A 14,085-nucleotide genomic window follows, 5' to 3' on the forward strand; every position below is an offset into this window, starting at 1 on the left:
TCCTGGCCTTGAAATTTAGGGGATTGGCCGCCTCCGGTTCCCAGCATTTCCGCTGGTCTCCCTCGTGGCGACTTAGAAAACAATACACCCACCCAGCCCCCACCGCAAACCAGCCCCGCCGGCGGCCAGGGGTGCGGCGAACCGGAAAGTCGCATCCCGTCCGTTCTGGGATGACTGCAGACCTGGGCTTAAACGCAGGAAGGGCCGGCAACCAAACGGTTGCCGGCCCTTCCTCAAGCCACTGGCTTCAGGAGTGCTGAATTACCAGGAAGACTTCTTGATGCCCGGGAGCTCACCGCGGTGAGCCATGTCGCGGAAGCGAACACGGGAGATACCGAACTTCTGGAAGGTACCGCGGGGACGGCCATCGATGATGTCGCGGTTACGCAGACGTACCGGTGAGGCGTTGCGGGGCAGCTTCTGCAGGCCGAGGCGTGCAGCTTCGCGTACTTCGTCGGTTGAGTTGGGATCAACCAGAGCCTTCTTCAGTTCGAGGCGCTTTGCAGCATAACGCTCGACGATGACTTTACGCTGTTCGTTCTTAGCGATCATTGACTTCTTAGCCATGTGTTTAGCGCTCCTCTCGGAATTCGACGTGCTGGCGGATTTTGGGGTCGTACTTCTTCAGAACCATGCGGTCCGGGTCGTTACGACGGTTCTTTCGCGTCACGTAGGTGTAACCCGTGCCCGCGGTCGACTTGAGCTTGATGATCGGACGTACGTCCTTGTCCTTTGCCATTAGAGCTTCACTCCTCGTGCCAGGATGGCGGCGACAACTGCGTCGATGCCACGTACGTCGATGGTCTTGATGCCACGTGCAGAGACCTGCAGGGTGACATTACGGCGCAGGGACGGAACCCAGTACCGCTTCTTCTGGATGTTCGGGTCGAACCGGCGCTTGTTGCGTCGGTGCGAGTGCGAAATGCTGTGTCCAAAGCCCGGCTCGGCTCCGGTCACCTGGCAGTGTGCTGCCATGACGACTCTCCTCAAAAATAAATGAAACGGTTGGCGGAGTTCCCGCTCAACCGTGCGGCAGGCAGCGTCCGCAGTCCAGCCCCACCCGTGATCGTTAGTTCCGCAGCGTGCAAGCAGACGGCGTAAACCGTCTGCTTTCCTCACTGCGGCGAAGATTGTGGGCCACGGGTACCGGGCAGGGAATCCTTTCGGAAGCCACTGCGAAGTACCGGGATGCTGGGCGAATACAGGAGTGCACGCAACTTGAGCCCCTAACTACCGGCCGTCAGGACTGTCGATTCTGCCGACAATTCCCGCCAACCGGAGCAATTGCACACGCTCCGCGCCACCTAGCGCCCACCAAGTCTACGAGCTTGGCGAATTAAAGACCAATCCGCTGTTCCGGGGTGTATAAGGGGCGGCAGTACCGGTGGCGTGGAATCACATCGGTGCCGTAGGGATTTCACAGCCAAATGATAGCCAACGGGCTGATTCTGGAGTCATGACCACATCATCCCGGACGGCCCGGCGAGCGGCGCCGCGCCTGTCCACCAGGGCTTCGACCCCCTTCAAGCGGCAGTCCCGGCGACGGTTGCTCCAGGCGGATCTGCTGACAGTTCTCGCCTGGGCGTCAGTGGCCGGCGCCGTAGCGTTGTGGCTGGCCGACGGCGGTGCAACCGGGTTCTCCACCCTGTCCGGATCCTTCACCGCCATGGGAATCACCGCCGGCCTCGCCGGGATGGACCTGGTACTGCTGATGTTGCTCCTGGCGGCCCGCATCCCCCTTATCGACGCGGCCGTGGGCCATGACCGGGCCCTGGAGTTTCACCGCAAGCTGGGGAAGCCTGCCCTGTACCTGCTGCTCGCCCATGGAGTCCTGCTGGCATCCGGGTACGGGATGGCTGAGGGCCTCGATCCGGTCAGCGAGGCCGTGTCCCTGTGGGTCCTTGTTCCCGATATGTGGCTGGCCATCGTGTCCCTCGGGCTGTTTGTCGCCGTCGTGGTCACCTCCCTCGTGGCGGTCCGACGCCGGTTCCCCTACGAGTTCTGGTACACGGTCCATCTGCTGACCTACGCCGCGGTGCTGACCGCAATCCCGCATCAGTTCAGCGTCGGCGGGCTCTTCGCCGAGGGCACCTGGCAGCGCTGGTACTGGCTCGCGATCTGCGGCTGCACGGGTGCCGCACTCCTGCACTATCGCGTACTGGAACCAATCGTTGCGACCTTCCGGCACCGGCTGACTGTGAGCCGGGTGGTGCCGGAGGGTCCCGGCGTCGTCAGCATTGAGATGGCGGGGCTCCATCTCAACGAACTCGCCGGCAGCGGCGGCCGGTTCTTCATCTGGCGGTTCCTCGCTCCGGGGCAGTGGTGGCACCCGCATCCCTTCAGCCTCTCCGCGGAACCGGGGAAGCTCGATTCCAGCGGTGCCGGAATGCTGAGGATTACGGTCCGCAATCTCGGCAAGGGTTCCGCCAGTCTGGCCACGCTGAAGCCCGGAACCCGGGTCGCCGTCGAGGGCCCGTACGGGCTGTTCAGCACGGCCTCCCGCAGCCGGAACCGCGTGGTGATGATCGGTGCGGGCATCGGAATCACCCCCATCCGCGCCCTGCTCGAGAGCACCCCCTTCGAGCCGGGCAACGCCACCGTGATGCTTCGTGGCCGCAGCGATTCTGAACTCTACCTGGGTGCGGAGATCCTTGAACTGTGCCGGAGCCGGGGCGCCACGCTGTTCCACCTGACCGGCCCCCGCCCGGCTGGCGGCGGGGGCTGGCTGCCGGAGTCGGCGGCCCGTTCGGGGCACCGGCTGATCAGCTACGCTCCCGACATCGCCGATGCCGACGTCTACGTCTGCGGACCTGCGGCATGGGCCGGCAGCGCCCTCCACGACGCCCGTGCCGCCGGTGTCGGCGAGGATCAAATCCACTACGAAAGGTTCGACTGGTGAGAATCCGCGCAGCGGTTTCAGCAGCACTGGCGTCCGCCGGGATTCTCCTTGCGGGCTGGCAATCCGGCACCCACGCCGCCGACGCGGGAAGCACGGCCACCGGAACCTCCGGTTCAGTCGGGACCAGCGGGGCCACATCCGGGTCCGGATCCGGTCCTTCGAGCAGATCCAGCGGGACCTCGGGCTCCACAGGTTCCTCCACCGGCAGCGGCGCCGCGGCGGCCAAGGCCGGCGGCATCTTTGCCGGGTCCGTGGTCCAGACCCGCTTCGGCACCGTCCAGGTGCAGATCACCGTGACAGCCGGGGCGATTAGCGACGTCACAGCGCTCAAACTCACCGACGACGAGCGTAAATCCGTGCAGATCAGCAACCGCGCCGCGCCGCTGCTGCGTGCCGCGGTCATCAAGGCCCAGTCCGCCAAGGTGCAGACGATCGGCGGCGCCACCGTGACCAGCGTCGCGTATTTGAGTTCCCTTCAGGCGGCCATCGATGCTGCGAACCTCTGAGCCGGTGCCGGAGGAGCCGGTGCTCAAGGCCAGAACCTTCCGCTGTATGGGCACGGTGATCAGCCTGGCCTTTCCGGCCGGCGCCTGCGGGACACCGCGGGACGGCGGTGAGATTCTCCTGGACGAGGCGACGGCCGCCGTCGAACACCTGTTCAGCCGGCTGGACCGGACCTTCAGCCTGTACCGGCCGGAATCCGAGGCAAGCCGGCTGGCCGGGCGCGATATCACGTTGCGGGAGTCTTCGGCGGAGATGCGGGCCCGGTTCGCGGACGCGGCCGGCTGGCGGCTGCTGACAGAGGGCGCCTTCACGCCGGAGCGGCCCGACGGCGTCCCGGACCTGTCCGGGATCATCAAGGGTTATGCGATGAGGCAGTCAGGCGCCGCGCTGCTGGCCCTGGGATTCGGGGACTGGTGCCTGAACGCCGGCGGCGATGTGCTGGTGAACGGCTCGCCGGTGCCGGGATCCGGGGGCCCGTGGCAGGCAGGAATTGTGGACCCGCAGGACCGGATGATGCTGGTTTCGGGCTTTGAGCTGGGCGGCGGCGGCCGGTTCGCCGCGCTGGCGACCTCGGGCTCCGCGGAACGCGGGGACCACATCTGGACGGCCGGCCCGGGCCGCTCCGAGTTCCGTCAGGTGTCCGTGGCGGCCGCGGACATTGTCACCGCGGACGTGCTGGCGACGGCGATCGTGGCCGGCGGGCGCCCGATGCTGGACCGCGCCACGGACGGCTGGGACGTTGAGGTGCTCGCCGTGATCGGCAGCGGGAAGCTGTTGGGGACGCCGGGTTTCCGCGCTTAGAGGTGGGTGAGCCGGGAGTAGCGGGCAGTCAGGCCGTCGCCCGAGGACTTCCCCGTGACCCGGCGGAGCACCCATGGGCCGGCGAATTCGCGCACCCAGCGGGCGTTGGCACGGATTGCCTCTGCCCGGCTCAGTTCCGGCACCGGCGTCATCGGCGGAACATCGATCGTGTGGCGGTGCTCCAGGACCGTGAGGACGCGCCTGGCCATGTTCGCGTGGCCGGCGGCGGACATGTGCATCCGGTCGGTAGCCCACATGCCCCAGTCGTAATATTCGCTGAAGCGCCAGTAGTCCACCAGCAGGGCGCCATGGTCGCCGGCGATTCCGCGGACCAGTTCGTTGTAGATGGCGGTGCGGCCGCGCATCGTGCCGAAGATCTTGGAGCCGCGGGCGTCGAAGCCGGTGAACATCACCACGGTGGCGCCTGCGGCCTTGAGTTTGCGGATGCCGGCGTCGTATTCCACCAGCAGCTCGTCGACGTCGACCCTGGGCCTCAGGATGTCGTTGGCCCCGGCGTAGATGCTTACGAGCGTCGGTTTGAGTTCGACGGCGGCGTCCACCTGCTCTGCCATGATCTGGCGGAGTTTCCGGCCGCGGATGGCGAGGTTCGCGTAGCCGAAGCCCGGATCGGCGGCGCCGAGCTGTTCGGCCACCCGGTCCGCCCAGCCCCGGACGCTGTTGGGGCGCGTGGGGTCGTCGTCGCCGACGCCTTCCGTGAAGGAGTCTCCCAGTGCTACATAGCGGGACGTGAAATCCATGAAGACAGTCTGCCAGCAGTTGCCCCAAGCAAACAAAGCAGGGGACAACGGTTCAGCCGCTACTCCCGGATCCGGACGGCCGATTCGCGCAGGTACTGCTCCACCCGGGTGTAGGCATCCCGGGTGAGGGCCTTCCACAGGCCGATGGCGAGCCGCGGCTCGGTGTCTTCCAGCTCGGCGATTGCCTCGGCGCTGAGAACCATGACTTCGACCGGGCCGACCGCCCGCACCGTGGTCTCCTGCCGGTTGCCGCTGCCGAGCGCCAATTCGCCGAACGTCATTCCCGCGCTGAGGGTGTTGAGCTTGACCCGGTCGGCGGTGGGCCCGGGCGACGTGCTGCTGACCTTGCCGGCGGTGATGAAGTAGACCCCGCCGAACCGAAGCCCGACGCGGCGGATGACGTCGCCGTCGTCGTACTTCTTCGCTGTCATCAGGGCCTGCAGAGCCAGGGCGTCCGCCTCCTCCAGCGGCGCAAGGGCGGGAGAGGCGGTCACCGGGACGTGGTCCGGCAACAGCGACTGGTTCCCGTAGTGCGCCAGCAGACGGTTTTCGCAGTATTCGACGGCGGCATTCCGGGTGGCGTAGGACGGCACCGGCTGCCCGTTTGCCCGGTTCAGCGACTCCGCCAGCAAGCCGTCCGCCTCGATCAGCACGAGTTCGCGGCCGGCGCCGGCCATCCCCTCCCGGGCCGTGCCCAGCATCCGCACGGCCACCTCGCTGACCTGGTCCGTGCGGCGCAGGTCCAGGACCACGAGCTCGACGTCGTCCGCCAGCGCGCTGAGCTCCCGCACCATGGTCTCGGTTCCGGCGAAGAGCAGGTCGCCGTTGAGCTCGATCACCCGGGCCCGGTGGCCGTGGGCGCGGAGGACATCGGCGGCTTCGTCGTTGCGGCGGATGCCAGAGGGCGTCTCGGTGACGTCGTACGCGGCGAGGATGGCGGACCGACCGGTCCGCGCCGCGCGGACAAAGTGCAGTTCCATGTCCCGGGAAAGCCGCTGGGCGGTGGCGAGGCCCCGAACACTGCTCCCGTGCTCATCCAGCGGCGGCGAGTAGACGGCCAGGCCCACCTGGCCGGGCAGCACGGCGATGATCCCCCCAGCCACGCCGCTCTTGCCGGGCATGCCGACGCTGCTGATCCAGGCCCCGGCGTCGTCATACATCCCCGAGGTCATCATCACCGACAGCACCCGTTCCACCGGCCCGATCTCCAGCACCTGCTTGCCGCTGAGCGGATTCCGGCCGCCGTTGGCGAGGGTGGCGGCCATGATCGAGAGGTCAAAGCAGTTCACCAGCACCGAGCATTGGCGGAAATAGTCCTCGAGGACCGGGGTCGGGTCATCTTCGATGATGTTGAAAGAGCGCAGCAGGTGCGCGAGGGCGGTGTTGCGGTGGCCGTGCTTGAGCTCGGATTCATAGACCTTCTCGCTGACCGAGAGCTGCCGGCCGGCGAACGCTGAATACGTGCTGAGGATCCGCTTGAAGCCAGACTGCCCGCCGGAGCCCTTGATCAGGGAGGTGGCGGTGAGGGCACCGGCGTTGATCATGGCGTTTGCAGGGCGGCCGGTCCCGGCGGCCAGGGAAATCTCGTTGAAGGAATCGCCCGAGGGCTCGACGTCCACCTTGGCATCGACGGCGTCGCAGCCCAGGTCCTCCAGGGCGAGCCCGTAGGTGAAGGGCTTGGAGATGGACTGGATGGTGAATTCCTCGCGGGTGTCCCCCACCTCGTATACCTGGCCGTCCACGGTGGCGAGGGCGATGCCGAAGTTGTCCGGATCCACGTTGGCCATCGCTGGAATGGTGCTGTACGGCGTGCCGTCCTTGAGCCTGGCGATCTCGGCGTGGATCTGGCGCAGGTAGCTGTCGATCGGCGATTCCATAGTGCCAACACTAGGCGACGCCGTGGTCGGGGAAGCCTGGCGGGCGGGCCCTAGGCCTGCTTGCTGTCCCGCAGGATCCAGTGGTCCCCGTCCAGGCGGCCGACGATCTTCTCGCCGATCCTGGCGAGGTCGGCGACGTCCTCCGCGCTCAGTGCATCGAGGAACAGCGAACGGACGGCCTCGACGTGGGCGGGGGCGAGCTCCTCGAGGGTTTCCATCCCTGCGTCGGTGAGGTGCGCCGTTGTGACCCTGGCGTCGCGGGGGTGCGGGCGGCGCTCCACCCAGCCGCGGGTCTGCAGCTTAGTGACCACATGAGAGAGCCGGGACAGCGAGGCGCTGGTGCGCGCGGCGAGTTCACTCATGGGCAGGAAGCGGCCGTCGGCCTCGGAGAGCATCGCGAGGACGTTGTAGTCAAAAAGGGAGAGTTTGCGCGCGTGGTGCAGTTGCGTGTCCAGGGCCGCCGGAAGCAGGGTGTTGATGCTCAGCTGGGCCAGCCAGGCCCGGCGTTCGTCGGCGTTCAGCCAGCGCGGTTCAGTCATGGTTACATTCTAGGAGAAATAAAGATTGACGGTTCAAGTGCGATTATTCGGGTCAGGGGAGTCCCGCTGCCGGGCTGTGTCCAGGCGGTAGGCTGACCCTATGTACGTAGTCTCCCTGACCTATAAGGTCCCCGAAGAGATCGTTGACTTCCATCTTCCGGCGCACGTCACGTGGCTGCAGGACGCCTTCGACCAGGGCGTTTTTATGGTTGCGGGACGGAAGATCCCACGCACGGGCGCCCTGCTGCTCTCCAACGCGGACCGGACGGTCCTTGATGCTGTGCTGGCCAAGGACCCGTTCTCTGTGAACGGGGTTGCCGAATTCGAGGTCATGGAGTTTCATGCCAACCGGGTGGCCCCGGGCTACGAAAACCTGCTGGACAGCTGAGCGCCGGGCCCGTTCCGGCTTAGCCCACGGGCATTTTGGCGGCCAGTTTCTTCAGTCCGCCCTTCGGCGGGACCCTGACCGGCTCCGGCCAGCGGGGGGTGAGCTGGTCCCCAAGCGTGACGCCGCGGAGCTTGCGCCCGAACAGCGGCAGGACCCAGTCACGGACCCAGCGGCGCTGCCTCCGCTCCCAGTCCCGGAGGCCCAGTTTCGCGGCCGGCTCCCAGTCCTTGGGCTTGACCTTGTGCGGTACGCCGAGTTGGTCCAGGACCTGCCCGGCGAGGTACTTGTGGCCTGCCTTGGACATGTGCAGGCGGTCCGAATCCCACATCCGCGGGTCGTAGAACGCGTCAAAGCACCAGTAGTCCACCAGCACGGCCTCATACCGGGCCGCCACCTCGCGGACGCGCTGGTTGTAGATGGCGTTGCGCTTCTTCAACGGTTCCAGCAACGCCGAGACCCTGACGTCGAATCCCGTGAACAGCACCAGCGTTGCCCCGGTAACGGATAGCCTCGCGACCAGCGATTCGTAGTCCCGCATCAGGGCTTGGATGTCGGTCCCGATGTCCAGGATGTCGTTTCCGCCGGCATACAAGGTGATGAGCGTCGGTTCCATGTCCAGCGCCGGTTCAAGCTGTTCGGCGACGATGTGGCGCAGCCTCTTGCTGCGGATGGCGAGGTTGGCGTACTTCCAGCCCGGTTCCGACTTGGCCAGCTGCTCCGCCACCCGGTCTGCCCAGCCTCGTACGCCGTTGGGCAGCCGCAGGTTGTAGTCCCCCACCCCTTCGGTGAAGGAATCCCCGAGGGCAACGTAAACCCGCCGCCCGTCAGGGCCCGTGTTGAGAAGGTTTTCGGCCATGGCGCCACGGTAGCCCGGCCGCACGACGTCGGGGTTAACACGCGGGGCACAGCAGGTGAGCCGGCCGCGAGGCCCGGAAGGGACTACGGGAGCATCGGATCTAGAGCTCGGCCTTGCCCTGCCGCCAGTACCCCATGAACGCCACCTGCTTCCGGTCAATCCCCACATCCCGTACCAGATACCGGCGCAGCTCCTTGATGGCCCCGGCCTCACCGGCCATCCAGGCGTAGAACGGCAGGGCGCCCGCAGGCTTGTCCGGGTTCCTGCTGGCACCGATCGCGGCGGAGTCCATCCGGGCGGGGGTTTCCCACAGCATGTCCTGGTCCACGTTGACGTCCTCGGGCTCGGGTCCGGCGGGCTGGCCGGCGGATGTGACGCCCACCCAGCCGGGCAGGGGAACTGCTGCCCGGACCGCCTCATGCAGCATCTGGCCGTGGGGACGGGAGCGGCCGATCGACGCGCCGCGGGCCAGCCAGGTGATGTCGACGCCGGCGTCGGTCCTGATGTCCTGGAAGTCGCCGGCCTCCGGTACCTCGAGGATGGCGTGCCCGCTCATATAGGGCGGGAGGCTTTCGAGGATGGCGCTGATCGCGGGGACGGCGGTTTCGTCACCGGCGAGAAGCACCCGCTGGGCCAGGCCCGGCCGCCACTCGATGCCGGAGTAGGTTTCCGCCGTGACGCAGTGTGCGGCCCTGATGTTGGGCCCGATCAGGGTCAGGGCGTCCCCGGGCCTGGCGTTCAGGGCCCAGTTGGCGGCCGGGCCGCCGTTCCCCGCATCGTCGAAGTGCAGCACGAAGTCGACGTCGATTTCCGGGTAGACGGCGTCGAGGCGCTCCTGCCGAACCGTGTAGGTGCGCATGGATCCGCGGGTTGCCGGGTCCATGGCCAGCCACTCGTGGTACCAGCCGGCCTCCTCCGTCCGGAACTCCGGGAGCGGTACGGGGGCGCCGTCCGCCGCCAGCGACGGGATCATGAGCTTGACCCGCAGGTCCAGGGTGCCGCCGTGCACGCCGAAATCCCGCAGCGCGTAGCCGCCGAAGGTGATCCGTCGAAAGTTCGGGCTGAGCTGCTGGACCGCCGTCACCCGGACCTCGAAGGCCAAGGTCATAGGTTCGATGGCCAGCTGCTGCCTGCGGGCGGGACGGGCGGTGTGGTTCATTGCAGTCATGGGACCAGCTCCAGGGTTGGATTCGGGCTTTCGGCGTCCGCGGATTCAGTTGCGGATTCACTGTGGTGGCGGCCGAACGGGATGATCAGTGGGGTGCGGGAAACCGGGTCCGGCACCACCCTGCACTCCAGTCCGAACACTTCGCGGACCAGGTCCTCGGTCACCACCGCCGCGGAAGCCCCCTGTGCCACGATCCGTCCGTCCTTCAGGGCGATGACGTGGTCCGCGTACCGGGCAGCAAGGTTGAGGTCGTGCAGCACGATCGCCACTGTGGTGCCACGCCCGCGGTTCAGGTCCGTGATCAGGTCCAGGACCTCCACCTGATGGGCGAGGTCCAGGTACGTCGTCGGTTCGTCCAGCAGCAGCACCTCGGTTTCCTGCGCCAGGGCCATCGCAATCCATACGCGCTGGCGCTGCCCGCCGGAGAGCTCGTCCACATTCCGTTCGGCAAGCTCCAGCGTTGCGGTGGCGGACAGCGCGCGCTGCACGGCGCGCTCGTCCTCCGCCGAGCGGCTTCGGAAGAAGCCCTGGTGCGGGTAGCGGCCCCGGCCCACAAGGTCCCGGACCGAGATGCCGTCCGGCGCCGTCGGGTGCTGCGGGAGCAGGCCAAGGGTGCGGGCAACGTCGCGGGCGGGCCGGCTGTGGATGTCTTTGCCGTCCAGGGTGACCACGCCCGCAGCGGGCTTGAGCAGCCGGGAGAGGCCCCGGAGCAGCGTGGATTTCCCGCAGGCGTTGGCGCCGACGATCATAGTCACCTTGCCCTCCGGGATTTCGGCGGAAAGTCCTTCAATGACGGTGCGCTGGTCGTATTTCAGCGTCAGGCCGGAGGCGTGCAGAGCTGCCATCTCAGGCATCCTTTCGGTTGGACGTGACCAGAAGCCACAGCAGGAACGGGGCGCCCAGGGCACCGGTGACCACGCCCACCGGAAGGATGGTTCCGGCCAGCAGCAGCGGGGCAACATTTGAGGCCAGGTAGTCCGCCGAGAGGACGATCAGCACGCCGCTCAGGGCCGATGCGGGCAGGCTGGCTTTGCGGACGAAGCGGCCGGCAATCGGACCGGCGAGGAAGGCGACGAACGCGACGGGTCCGGCAGCCGCCGTCGCCGCCGCTGCGAGGCCGACGGCGGCGACCACGATCGCGAGCCGGGTGGCGCCCACGCGCACTCCGAGGCCGGCGGCGGCGTCGTCCCCGAGTTCGAGGATGCGCAGCGGGCCGGCGAGGACCACGACGGCCGGAATCAGGACGATCAGCGCGACGCCGAGGACCCCGGCCCTGTCCCAGCTGGCGGAGTTGAGTGAGCCGTTGAGCCAGATCAGGGCGTCCGCGGCGGTGCGGATATCCGTCCGGGTCATCAGGAAACTGACCACGGCCTGCAGCGCGGCGGCAATTCCCACCCCGGCCAGGATCAGCCGGCTTCCCGCGACACTGCCCTGGCCGCCGCCGGGCGATCCACTGCGGGAGATCGCGTAGATAAGGGCGGCCACGGCCAGTGCACCGGCGAAGGCCGCGCCCGACACCACAGCGCCGGACGCGCCGAAGAGGACAATCGCCGTGACGGCCGCGGCGCTGGCACCATAGCTGATGCCGATCACATCCGGGCTGGCCAGCGGGTTGCGCAGCATGGTCTGGAACAGCCCGCCGGACAGTCCGAACGCGGCGCCGATCAGTGTGCCGACCACGGCCCGCGGCAGCTTGTGCTCCATCACAATGAAGCTCGCGCCGGGAATCTTCGGCCCGCCGGTGAAGTGGGCGGCCAGGATCCTGAGGAAGTCGGGGACGGTGACGGTGTAGCTTCCCAGCAGCACGTACGCGGCAAAGACCACGCCGACGGCGAGGGCCAGGACGGCGGTGCGGTTGAAGACGGCCCCGCGAGTTGGCAGATAACGCCAATGTTTGCGCGGATCATTGCCGCGAAGTGCCAACCCGGCGGCGGATTCCCGCGCGCGGGGTGTGTTGGCCGGGCCGGTCTTTGGTGCGGATCCTGGGGCCGTCCTCACAGGCCGGCCCCCTTGCCGCGACGGACCAGCCAGACGAACACCGGGGCGCCGAGCAGCGCCGTCATGATCCCGGCGGGAACCTCGCCGGGGAGCAGGATGACGCGGCCCATCACGTCGGCCGCCAGGAGCAGCGCCGGAGCCAGGGCCAGCGAGAACGGCAGGATCCAGCGGTAGTCAGGACCGGTCAGGAAGCGTACGGCGTGCGGAATGACGAGCCCGACGAAGCCGATCGGGCCCGCCAGCGCGGTGGCCGAGCCGCAGAGCAGCACGATCCCCAGCGCCGTGATGCCGCGGGCCACCCCCACGCGCTGGCCGAGACCGCGGGCCAGATCATCGCCCAGGGCGAGTCCGTTGAGGATCCGCCCTGTGCCCAGCACAATCAGGGCCCCGAGCAGCAGGAACGGTACCCCGGGGAGCACCACGGACCAGTCGCGGCCCGCGATCCCGCCGACCTGCCAGAACCGGAAGCGGTCCAGGGTGTCCTGGCTGGAAACCAGTATCACGTTCATGAGCGAATACAGCCCGGCGCTCAGGGCGGCCCCCGCGAGGGCGAGCTTCACCGGCGTCGCGCCGTCCCTGCCCAGCGAGGCAATCAGGTAGACGACGGCGGCGGCGCCCGCGGCGCCGATGAACGCGAACCAGATGTACCCGGACAGCGAGGAGACGCCGAAAACGTAAATGCCGGTGACGACGGCCAGCGCTGCCCCGGCGTTGACGCCAATGATGCCCGGGTCCGCGAGCGGGTTGCGGGCCACACCCTGCATGGCCGCGCCGGCCAGGCCGAGGGCGCCGCCGGCGAGCAGGCCAAGGACGGTGCGCGGGATCCGGGCCTGGACCACGGCATGGTCGCCGTTGGCCGGATCGAAGTGGACCAGCGCATGCCATACGGTGTCCAGGGCCAGGCCCCGGGCTCCGATGGCCAGGGAGGCTGCGGCCACGAGTGCCAGGACGACGACGGCGGCCAGCAGCCAAGCGGCCAGCGGACCCCGGGCGGGGGCGCCAGAGGTTCCGGTCGTTTCCGGAGCCTCCGGCGCGGGCCGGGCGGCGGTCAGGGCCGCCGTCGTCGTCAGTGGGCTCATGGGGCGGTGACTACTTGGCTGCTTTGTCCGCGGCGGCGGCCAGCTGGGGCAGGAAGGTGTCCAGCGACCAGGGCAGGCTCAGCGGTGAGGAGGCGGAGATGGACAGAGTGAGGGTGTTGTCCGGATCGGAGACCAGGGCGCCACGCTTGATGGCCGGGATCTGGGCCATCAGCGGGTCGGCCTTGACGGCTATCGCGGCGTCGGCGTCGGCAACCCAGGTCACGAAGACGTCCGATTCGAGCTCGTTGGCCTTCTCGGCGGACCAGGGGATGTAGAACTCCTTGGAGCCCTTCGAGTTGGCCTCCACTACGGGCGCCAGCTTCATCCCGATGGCGCTGAGGAACCGCGGCCGGTTGTCGTTGGCGGTGTAGAGGCCGATCTTCTCCGTGGCAGCCGGATCCAGATTGCCGTAGATGTAGGACTTTCCGGCGAGCTGCGGGTATTTGGCGACCTTGTCCTTAATGGTGGCCTCGGTGTCCGCGACAAGCTTGGTCGCTTCGGCTTCCTTGCCGAGGGCCTTTCCGATGATGGACGTGGAATCCTGCCATGAGGTTCCGTAGGCGACCTCGGGGTGGGCCACTACCGGCGCGATTTCACTGAGCTTTTTGTAGTCCTCTTCCTTCAGGCCGGAGTAGGCGCCGAGGATGACGTCTGGGTTGAGCTTGGCGATCTCGGTGAAGTTGATGCCGTCCGCCTCGGAGAACTTGACCGGGGCCTTCGCCGAACCGATGCCGGCGCCGAGCTTTCCGAGAGCGGCGTCCTTCCACGGTGTGGAGCCCTGGTCATTGCCGCCCCACTCGTTCTTGGGGACGCCGACCGGGACGACTCCGAGTGCGATCGCAACGTCGTCGTTGACCCAGGAGACGGTGACGACGCGTTTGGGCTGTTCCTTGATGGTCGTCTCGCCGAAGACGTGCTTGATGGTCACCGGGAAGGCGGAGCTGGCGGACTGGCTGGGCGCGTCGGCCGCCGTCGAGCTTGCCGGGCCGGTGGAGCAGGCACTCAGGGAGAGCGCGACGGCGGCCAGGACGGCAACTGCCTGCCCGGTGGCACGTAGGAAGTGACGTCTGGGCACGGTGCGAAGTGTCTCGCTCTGGGCGGGGAGATGCATGGGATTCCTTAGGTCAATGATGCGAACCTAAGTAAGGCTAGCCTATCCTTCTATGAATTAAGCAAACCTTCCGTAACGTAATTGTGCGGCGGCCGCGCCTCTCCCTT

At 67.6% G+C, this 14,085-nt stretch carries 16 protein-coding genes; 4 read left to right on the forward strand and 12 right to left on the reverse strand.

The window, feature by feature from the left end; translation table 11 throughout:
* Positions 1-261: 261 nt before the first annotated feature.
* Genes rpsN through rpmB form a run of 3 tightly spaced genes read right to left on the reverse strand, consistent with a single transcriptional unit; the run spans position 262 to position 975 of the window.
* Positions 262-567, reverse strand: a complete 306-nt coding sequence (gene rpsN / locus ACZYZE_RS14840) for a 30S ribosomal protein S14 (RefSeq protein ID WP_326967060.1) — start codon at positions 565-567, stop codon at positions 262-264.
* A 4-nt stretch (positions 568-571) separates the two neighbouring features.
* Positions 572-739, reverse strand: a complete 168-nt coding sequence (rpmG, locus tag ACZYZE_RS14845; RefSeq protein ID WP_013602737.1) for a 50S ribosomal protein L33 — start codon at positions 737-739, stop codon at positions 572-574.
* Positions 739-975, reverse strand: a complete 237-nt coding sequence (gene rpmB / locus ACZYZE_RS14850) for a 50S ribosomal protein L28 (RefSeq protein ID WP_026532175.1) — start codon at positions 973-975, stop codon at positions 739-741. The genes rpmG and rpmB overlap by 1 nt, the downstream gene beginning before the upstream one ends.
* 481 nt (positions 976-1,456) lie before the next feature.
* Between rpmB and ACZYZE_RS14855 the strand changes: the two genes are divergently transcribed.
* From ACZYZE_RS14855 to ACZYZE_RS14865, 3 genes are read left to right on the forward strand one after another with little or no spacing between them, the layout of a single operon-like run.
* The gene (locus tag ACZYZE_RS14855) at positions 1,457-2,899 is read left to right on the forward strand and encodes a ferredoxin reductase family protein (RefSeq protein WP_463908509.1); all 1,443 of its coding nucleotides are present in this window, start codon (positions 1,457-1,459) and stop codon (positions 2,897-2,899) included.
* Positions 2,896-3,405 carry an FMN-binding protein gene (locus ACZYZE_RS14860; protein ID WP_459319317.1) on the forward strand — a complete coding sequence of 170 codons (510 nt, stop codon included), beginning with the start codon at positions 2,896-2,898 and terminating at the stop codon, positions 3,403-3,405. Before ACZYZE_RS14855 ends, ACZYZE_RS14860 begins: the two co-directional genes overlap by 4 nt.
* 46 nt (positions 3,406-3,451) lie before the next feature.
* Positions 3,452-4,204 (forward strand): FAD:protein FMN transferase, encoded by a 753-nt coding sequence (locus tag ACZYZE_RS14865; RefSeq protein WP_463908620.1) that lies wholly within the window; start codon positions 3,452-3,454, stop codon positions 4,202-4,204.
* Here ACZYZE_RS14865 and ACZYZE_RS14870 read toward each other — a convergent pair.
* Genes ACZYZE_RS14870 through ACZYZE_RS14880 form a run of 3 tightly spaced genes read right to left on the reverse strand, consistent with a single transcriptional unit; the run spans position 4,201 to position 7,378 of the window.
* Positions 4,201-4,962, reverse strand: coding sequence for an SGNH/GDSL hydrolase family protein (locus tag ACZYZE_RS14870; protein ID WP_459319316.1), 762 nt, complete (start codon positions 4,960-4,962; stop codon positions 4,201-4,203). The genes ACZYZE_RS14865 and ACZYZE_RS14870 overlap by 4 nt on opposite strands.
* A gap of 59 nt (positions 4,963-5,021) precedes the next feature.
* Positions 5,022-6,839, reverse strand: coding sequence for a glutaminase A (glsA, locus tag ACZYZE_RS14875; protein WP_463908511.1), 1,818 nt, complete (start codon positions 6,837-6,839; stop codon positions 5,022-5,024).
* A 50-nt stretch (positions 6,840-6,889) separates the two neighbouring features.
* Positions 6,890-7,378: a MarR family winged helix-turn-helix transcriptional regulator gene (locus ACZYZE_RS14880; protein ID WP_459319314.1), complete on the reverse strand. Its 489-nt coding sequence runs from the start codon at positions 7,376-7,378 to the stop codon at positions 6,890-6,892.
* Between the two features lie 100 nt (positions 7,379-7,478).
* Here ACZYZE_RS14880 and ACZYZE_RS14885 point away from each other — a divergent pair, with 100 nt between their 5' ends.
* The gene (locus tag ACZYZE_RS14885; RefSeq protein WP_459319313.1) at positions 7,479-7,766 is read left to right on the forward strand and encodes a YciI family protein; all 288 of its coding nucleotides are present in this window, start codon (positions 7,479-7,481) and stop codon (positions 7,764-7,766) included.
* A 19-nt stretch (positions 7,767-7,785) separates the two neighbouring features.
* Here ACZYZE_RS14885 and ACZYZE_RS14890 read toward each other — a convergent pair whose 3' ends face one another.
* The 6 genes from ACZYZE_RS14890 to ACZYZE_RS14915 all read right to left on the reverse strand — a co-directional run bounded on the left by ACZYZE_RS14890 (position 7,786) and on the right by ACZYZE_RS14915 (position 13,978).
* Positions 7,786-8,622 (reverse strand): SGNH/GDSL hydrolase family protein, encoded by an 837-nt coding sequence (locus ACZYZE_RS14890; RefSeq protein ID WP_463908514.1) that lies wholly within the window; start codon positions 8,620-8,622, stop codon positions 7,786-7,788.
* A 100-nt stretch (positions 8,623-8,722) separates the two neighbouring features.
* On the reverse strand, positions 8,723-9,790 hold the full coding sequence (locus ACZYZE_RS14895; protein WP_459319311.1) for a siderophore-interacting protein: 1,068 nt from the start codon (positions 9,788-9,790) through the stop codon (positions 8,723-8,725).
* Entirely contained in the window at positions 9,787-10,635 is an 849-nt protein-coding gene (locus ACZYZE_RS14900; RefSeq protein WP_459319310.1) for an ABC transporter ATP-binding protein, read from the reverse strand. The genes ACZYZE_RS14895 and ACZYZE_RS14900 overlap by 4 nt, the downstream gene beginning before the upstream one ends.
* Before the next feature lies 1 nt (position 10,636).
* Positions 10,637-11,671: a FecCD family ABC transporter permease gene (locus ACZYZE_RS14905; protein ID WP_463908622.1), complete on the reverse strand. Its 1,035-nt coding sequence runs from the start codon at positions 11,669-11,671 to the stop codon at positions 10,637-10,639.
* A gap of 113 nt (positions 11,672-11,784) precedes the next feature.
* Complete coding sequence (locus tag ACZYZE_RS14910) at positions 11,785-12,867, reverse strand: FecCD family ABC transporter permease (protein WP_459319309.1); 1,083 nt, start codon at positions 12,865-12,867, stop codon at positions 11,785-11,787.
* 10 nt (positions 12,868-12,877) lie between these two features.
* Positions 12,878-13,978 (reverse strand): iron-siderophore ABC transporter substrate-binding protein, encoded by a 1,101-nt coding sequence (locus ACZYZE_RS14915; RefSeq protein WP_459319308.1) that lies wholly within the window; start codon positions 13,976-13,978, stop codon positions 12,878-12,880.
* Between the last annotated feature and the right edge of the window lie 107 nt (positions 13,979-14,085).

It is taken from the genome of Pseudarthrobacter woesei (assembly GCF_055412745.1).

Bases quoted from the DNA above. Each gene is read 5' to 3' on its own strand.
- rpsN (WP_326967060.1), bottom strand. From the start codon at position 567: ATGGCTAAGAAGTCAATGATCGCTAAGAACGAACAGCGTAAAGTCATC.
- rpmG (WP_013602737.1), bottom strand. From the start codon at position 739: ATGGCAAAGGACAAGGACGTACGTCCGATCATCAAGCTCAAGTCGACC.
- rpmB (WP_026532175.1), bottom strand. From the start codon at position 975: ATGGCAGCACACTGCCAGGTGACCGGAGCCGAGCCGGGCTTTGGACAC.
- ACZYZE_RS14855 (WP_463908509.1), top strand. From the start codon at position 1,457: ATGACCACATCATCCCGGACGGCCCGGCGAGCGGCGCCGCGCCTGTCC.
- ACZYZE_RS14865 (WP_463908620.1), top strand. From the start codon at position 3,452: ATGGGCACGGTGATCAGCCTGGCCTTTCCGGCCGGCGCCTGCGGGACA.
- ACZYZE_RS14870 (WP_459319316.1), bottom strand. From the start codon at position 4,962: ATGGATTTCACGTCCCGCTATGTAGCACTGGGAGACTCCTTCACGGAA.
- glsA (WP_463908511.1), bottom strand. From the start codon at position 6,839: ATGGAATCGCCGATCGACAGCTACCTGCGCCAGATCCACGCCGAGATC.
- ACZYZE_RS14880 (WP_459319314.1), bottom strand. From the start codon at position 7,378: ATGACTGAACCGCGCTGGCTGAACGCCGACGAACGCCGGGCCTGGCTG.
- ACZYZE_RS14885 (WP_459319313.1), top strand. From the start codon at position 7,479: ATGTACGTAGTCTCCCTGACCTATAAGGTCCCCGAAGAGATCGTTGAC.
- ACZYZE_RS14890 (WP_463908514.1), bottom strand. From the start codon at position 8,622: ATGGCCGAAAACCTTCTCAACACGGGCCCTGACGGGCGGCGGGTTTAC.
- ACZYZE_RS14895 (WP_459319311.1), bottom strand. From the start codon at position 9,790: ATGACTGCAATGAACCACACCGCCCGTCCCGCCCGCAGGCAGCAGCTG.
- ACZYZE_RS14900 (WP_459319310.1), bottom strand. From the start codon at position 10,635: ATGGCAGCTCTGCACGCCTCCGGCCTGACGCTGAAATACGACCAGCGC.
- ACZYZE_RS14910 (WP_459319309.1), bottom strand. From the start codon at position 12,867: ATGAGCCCACTGACGACGACGGCGGCCCTGACCGCCGCCCGGCCCGCG.
- ACZYZE_RS14915 (WP_459319308.1), bottom strand. From the start codon at position 13,978: ATGCATCTCCCCGCCCAGAGCGAGACACTTCGCACCGTGCCCAGACGT.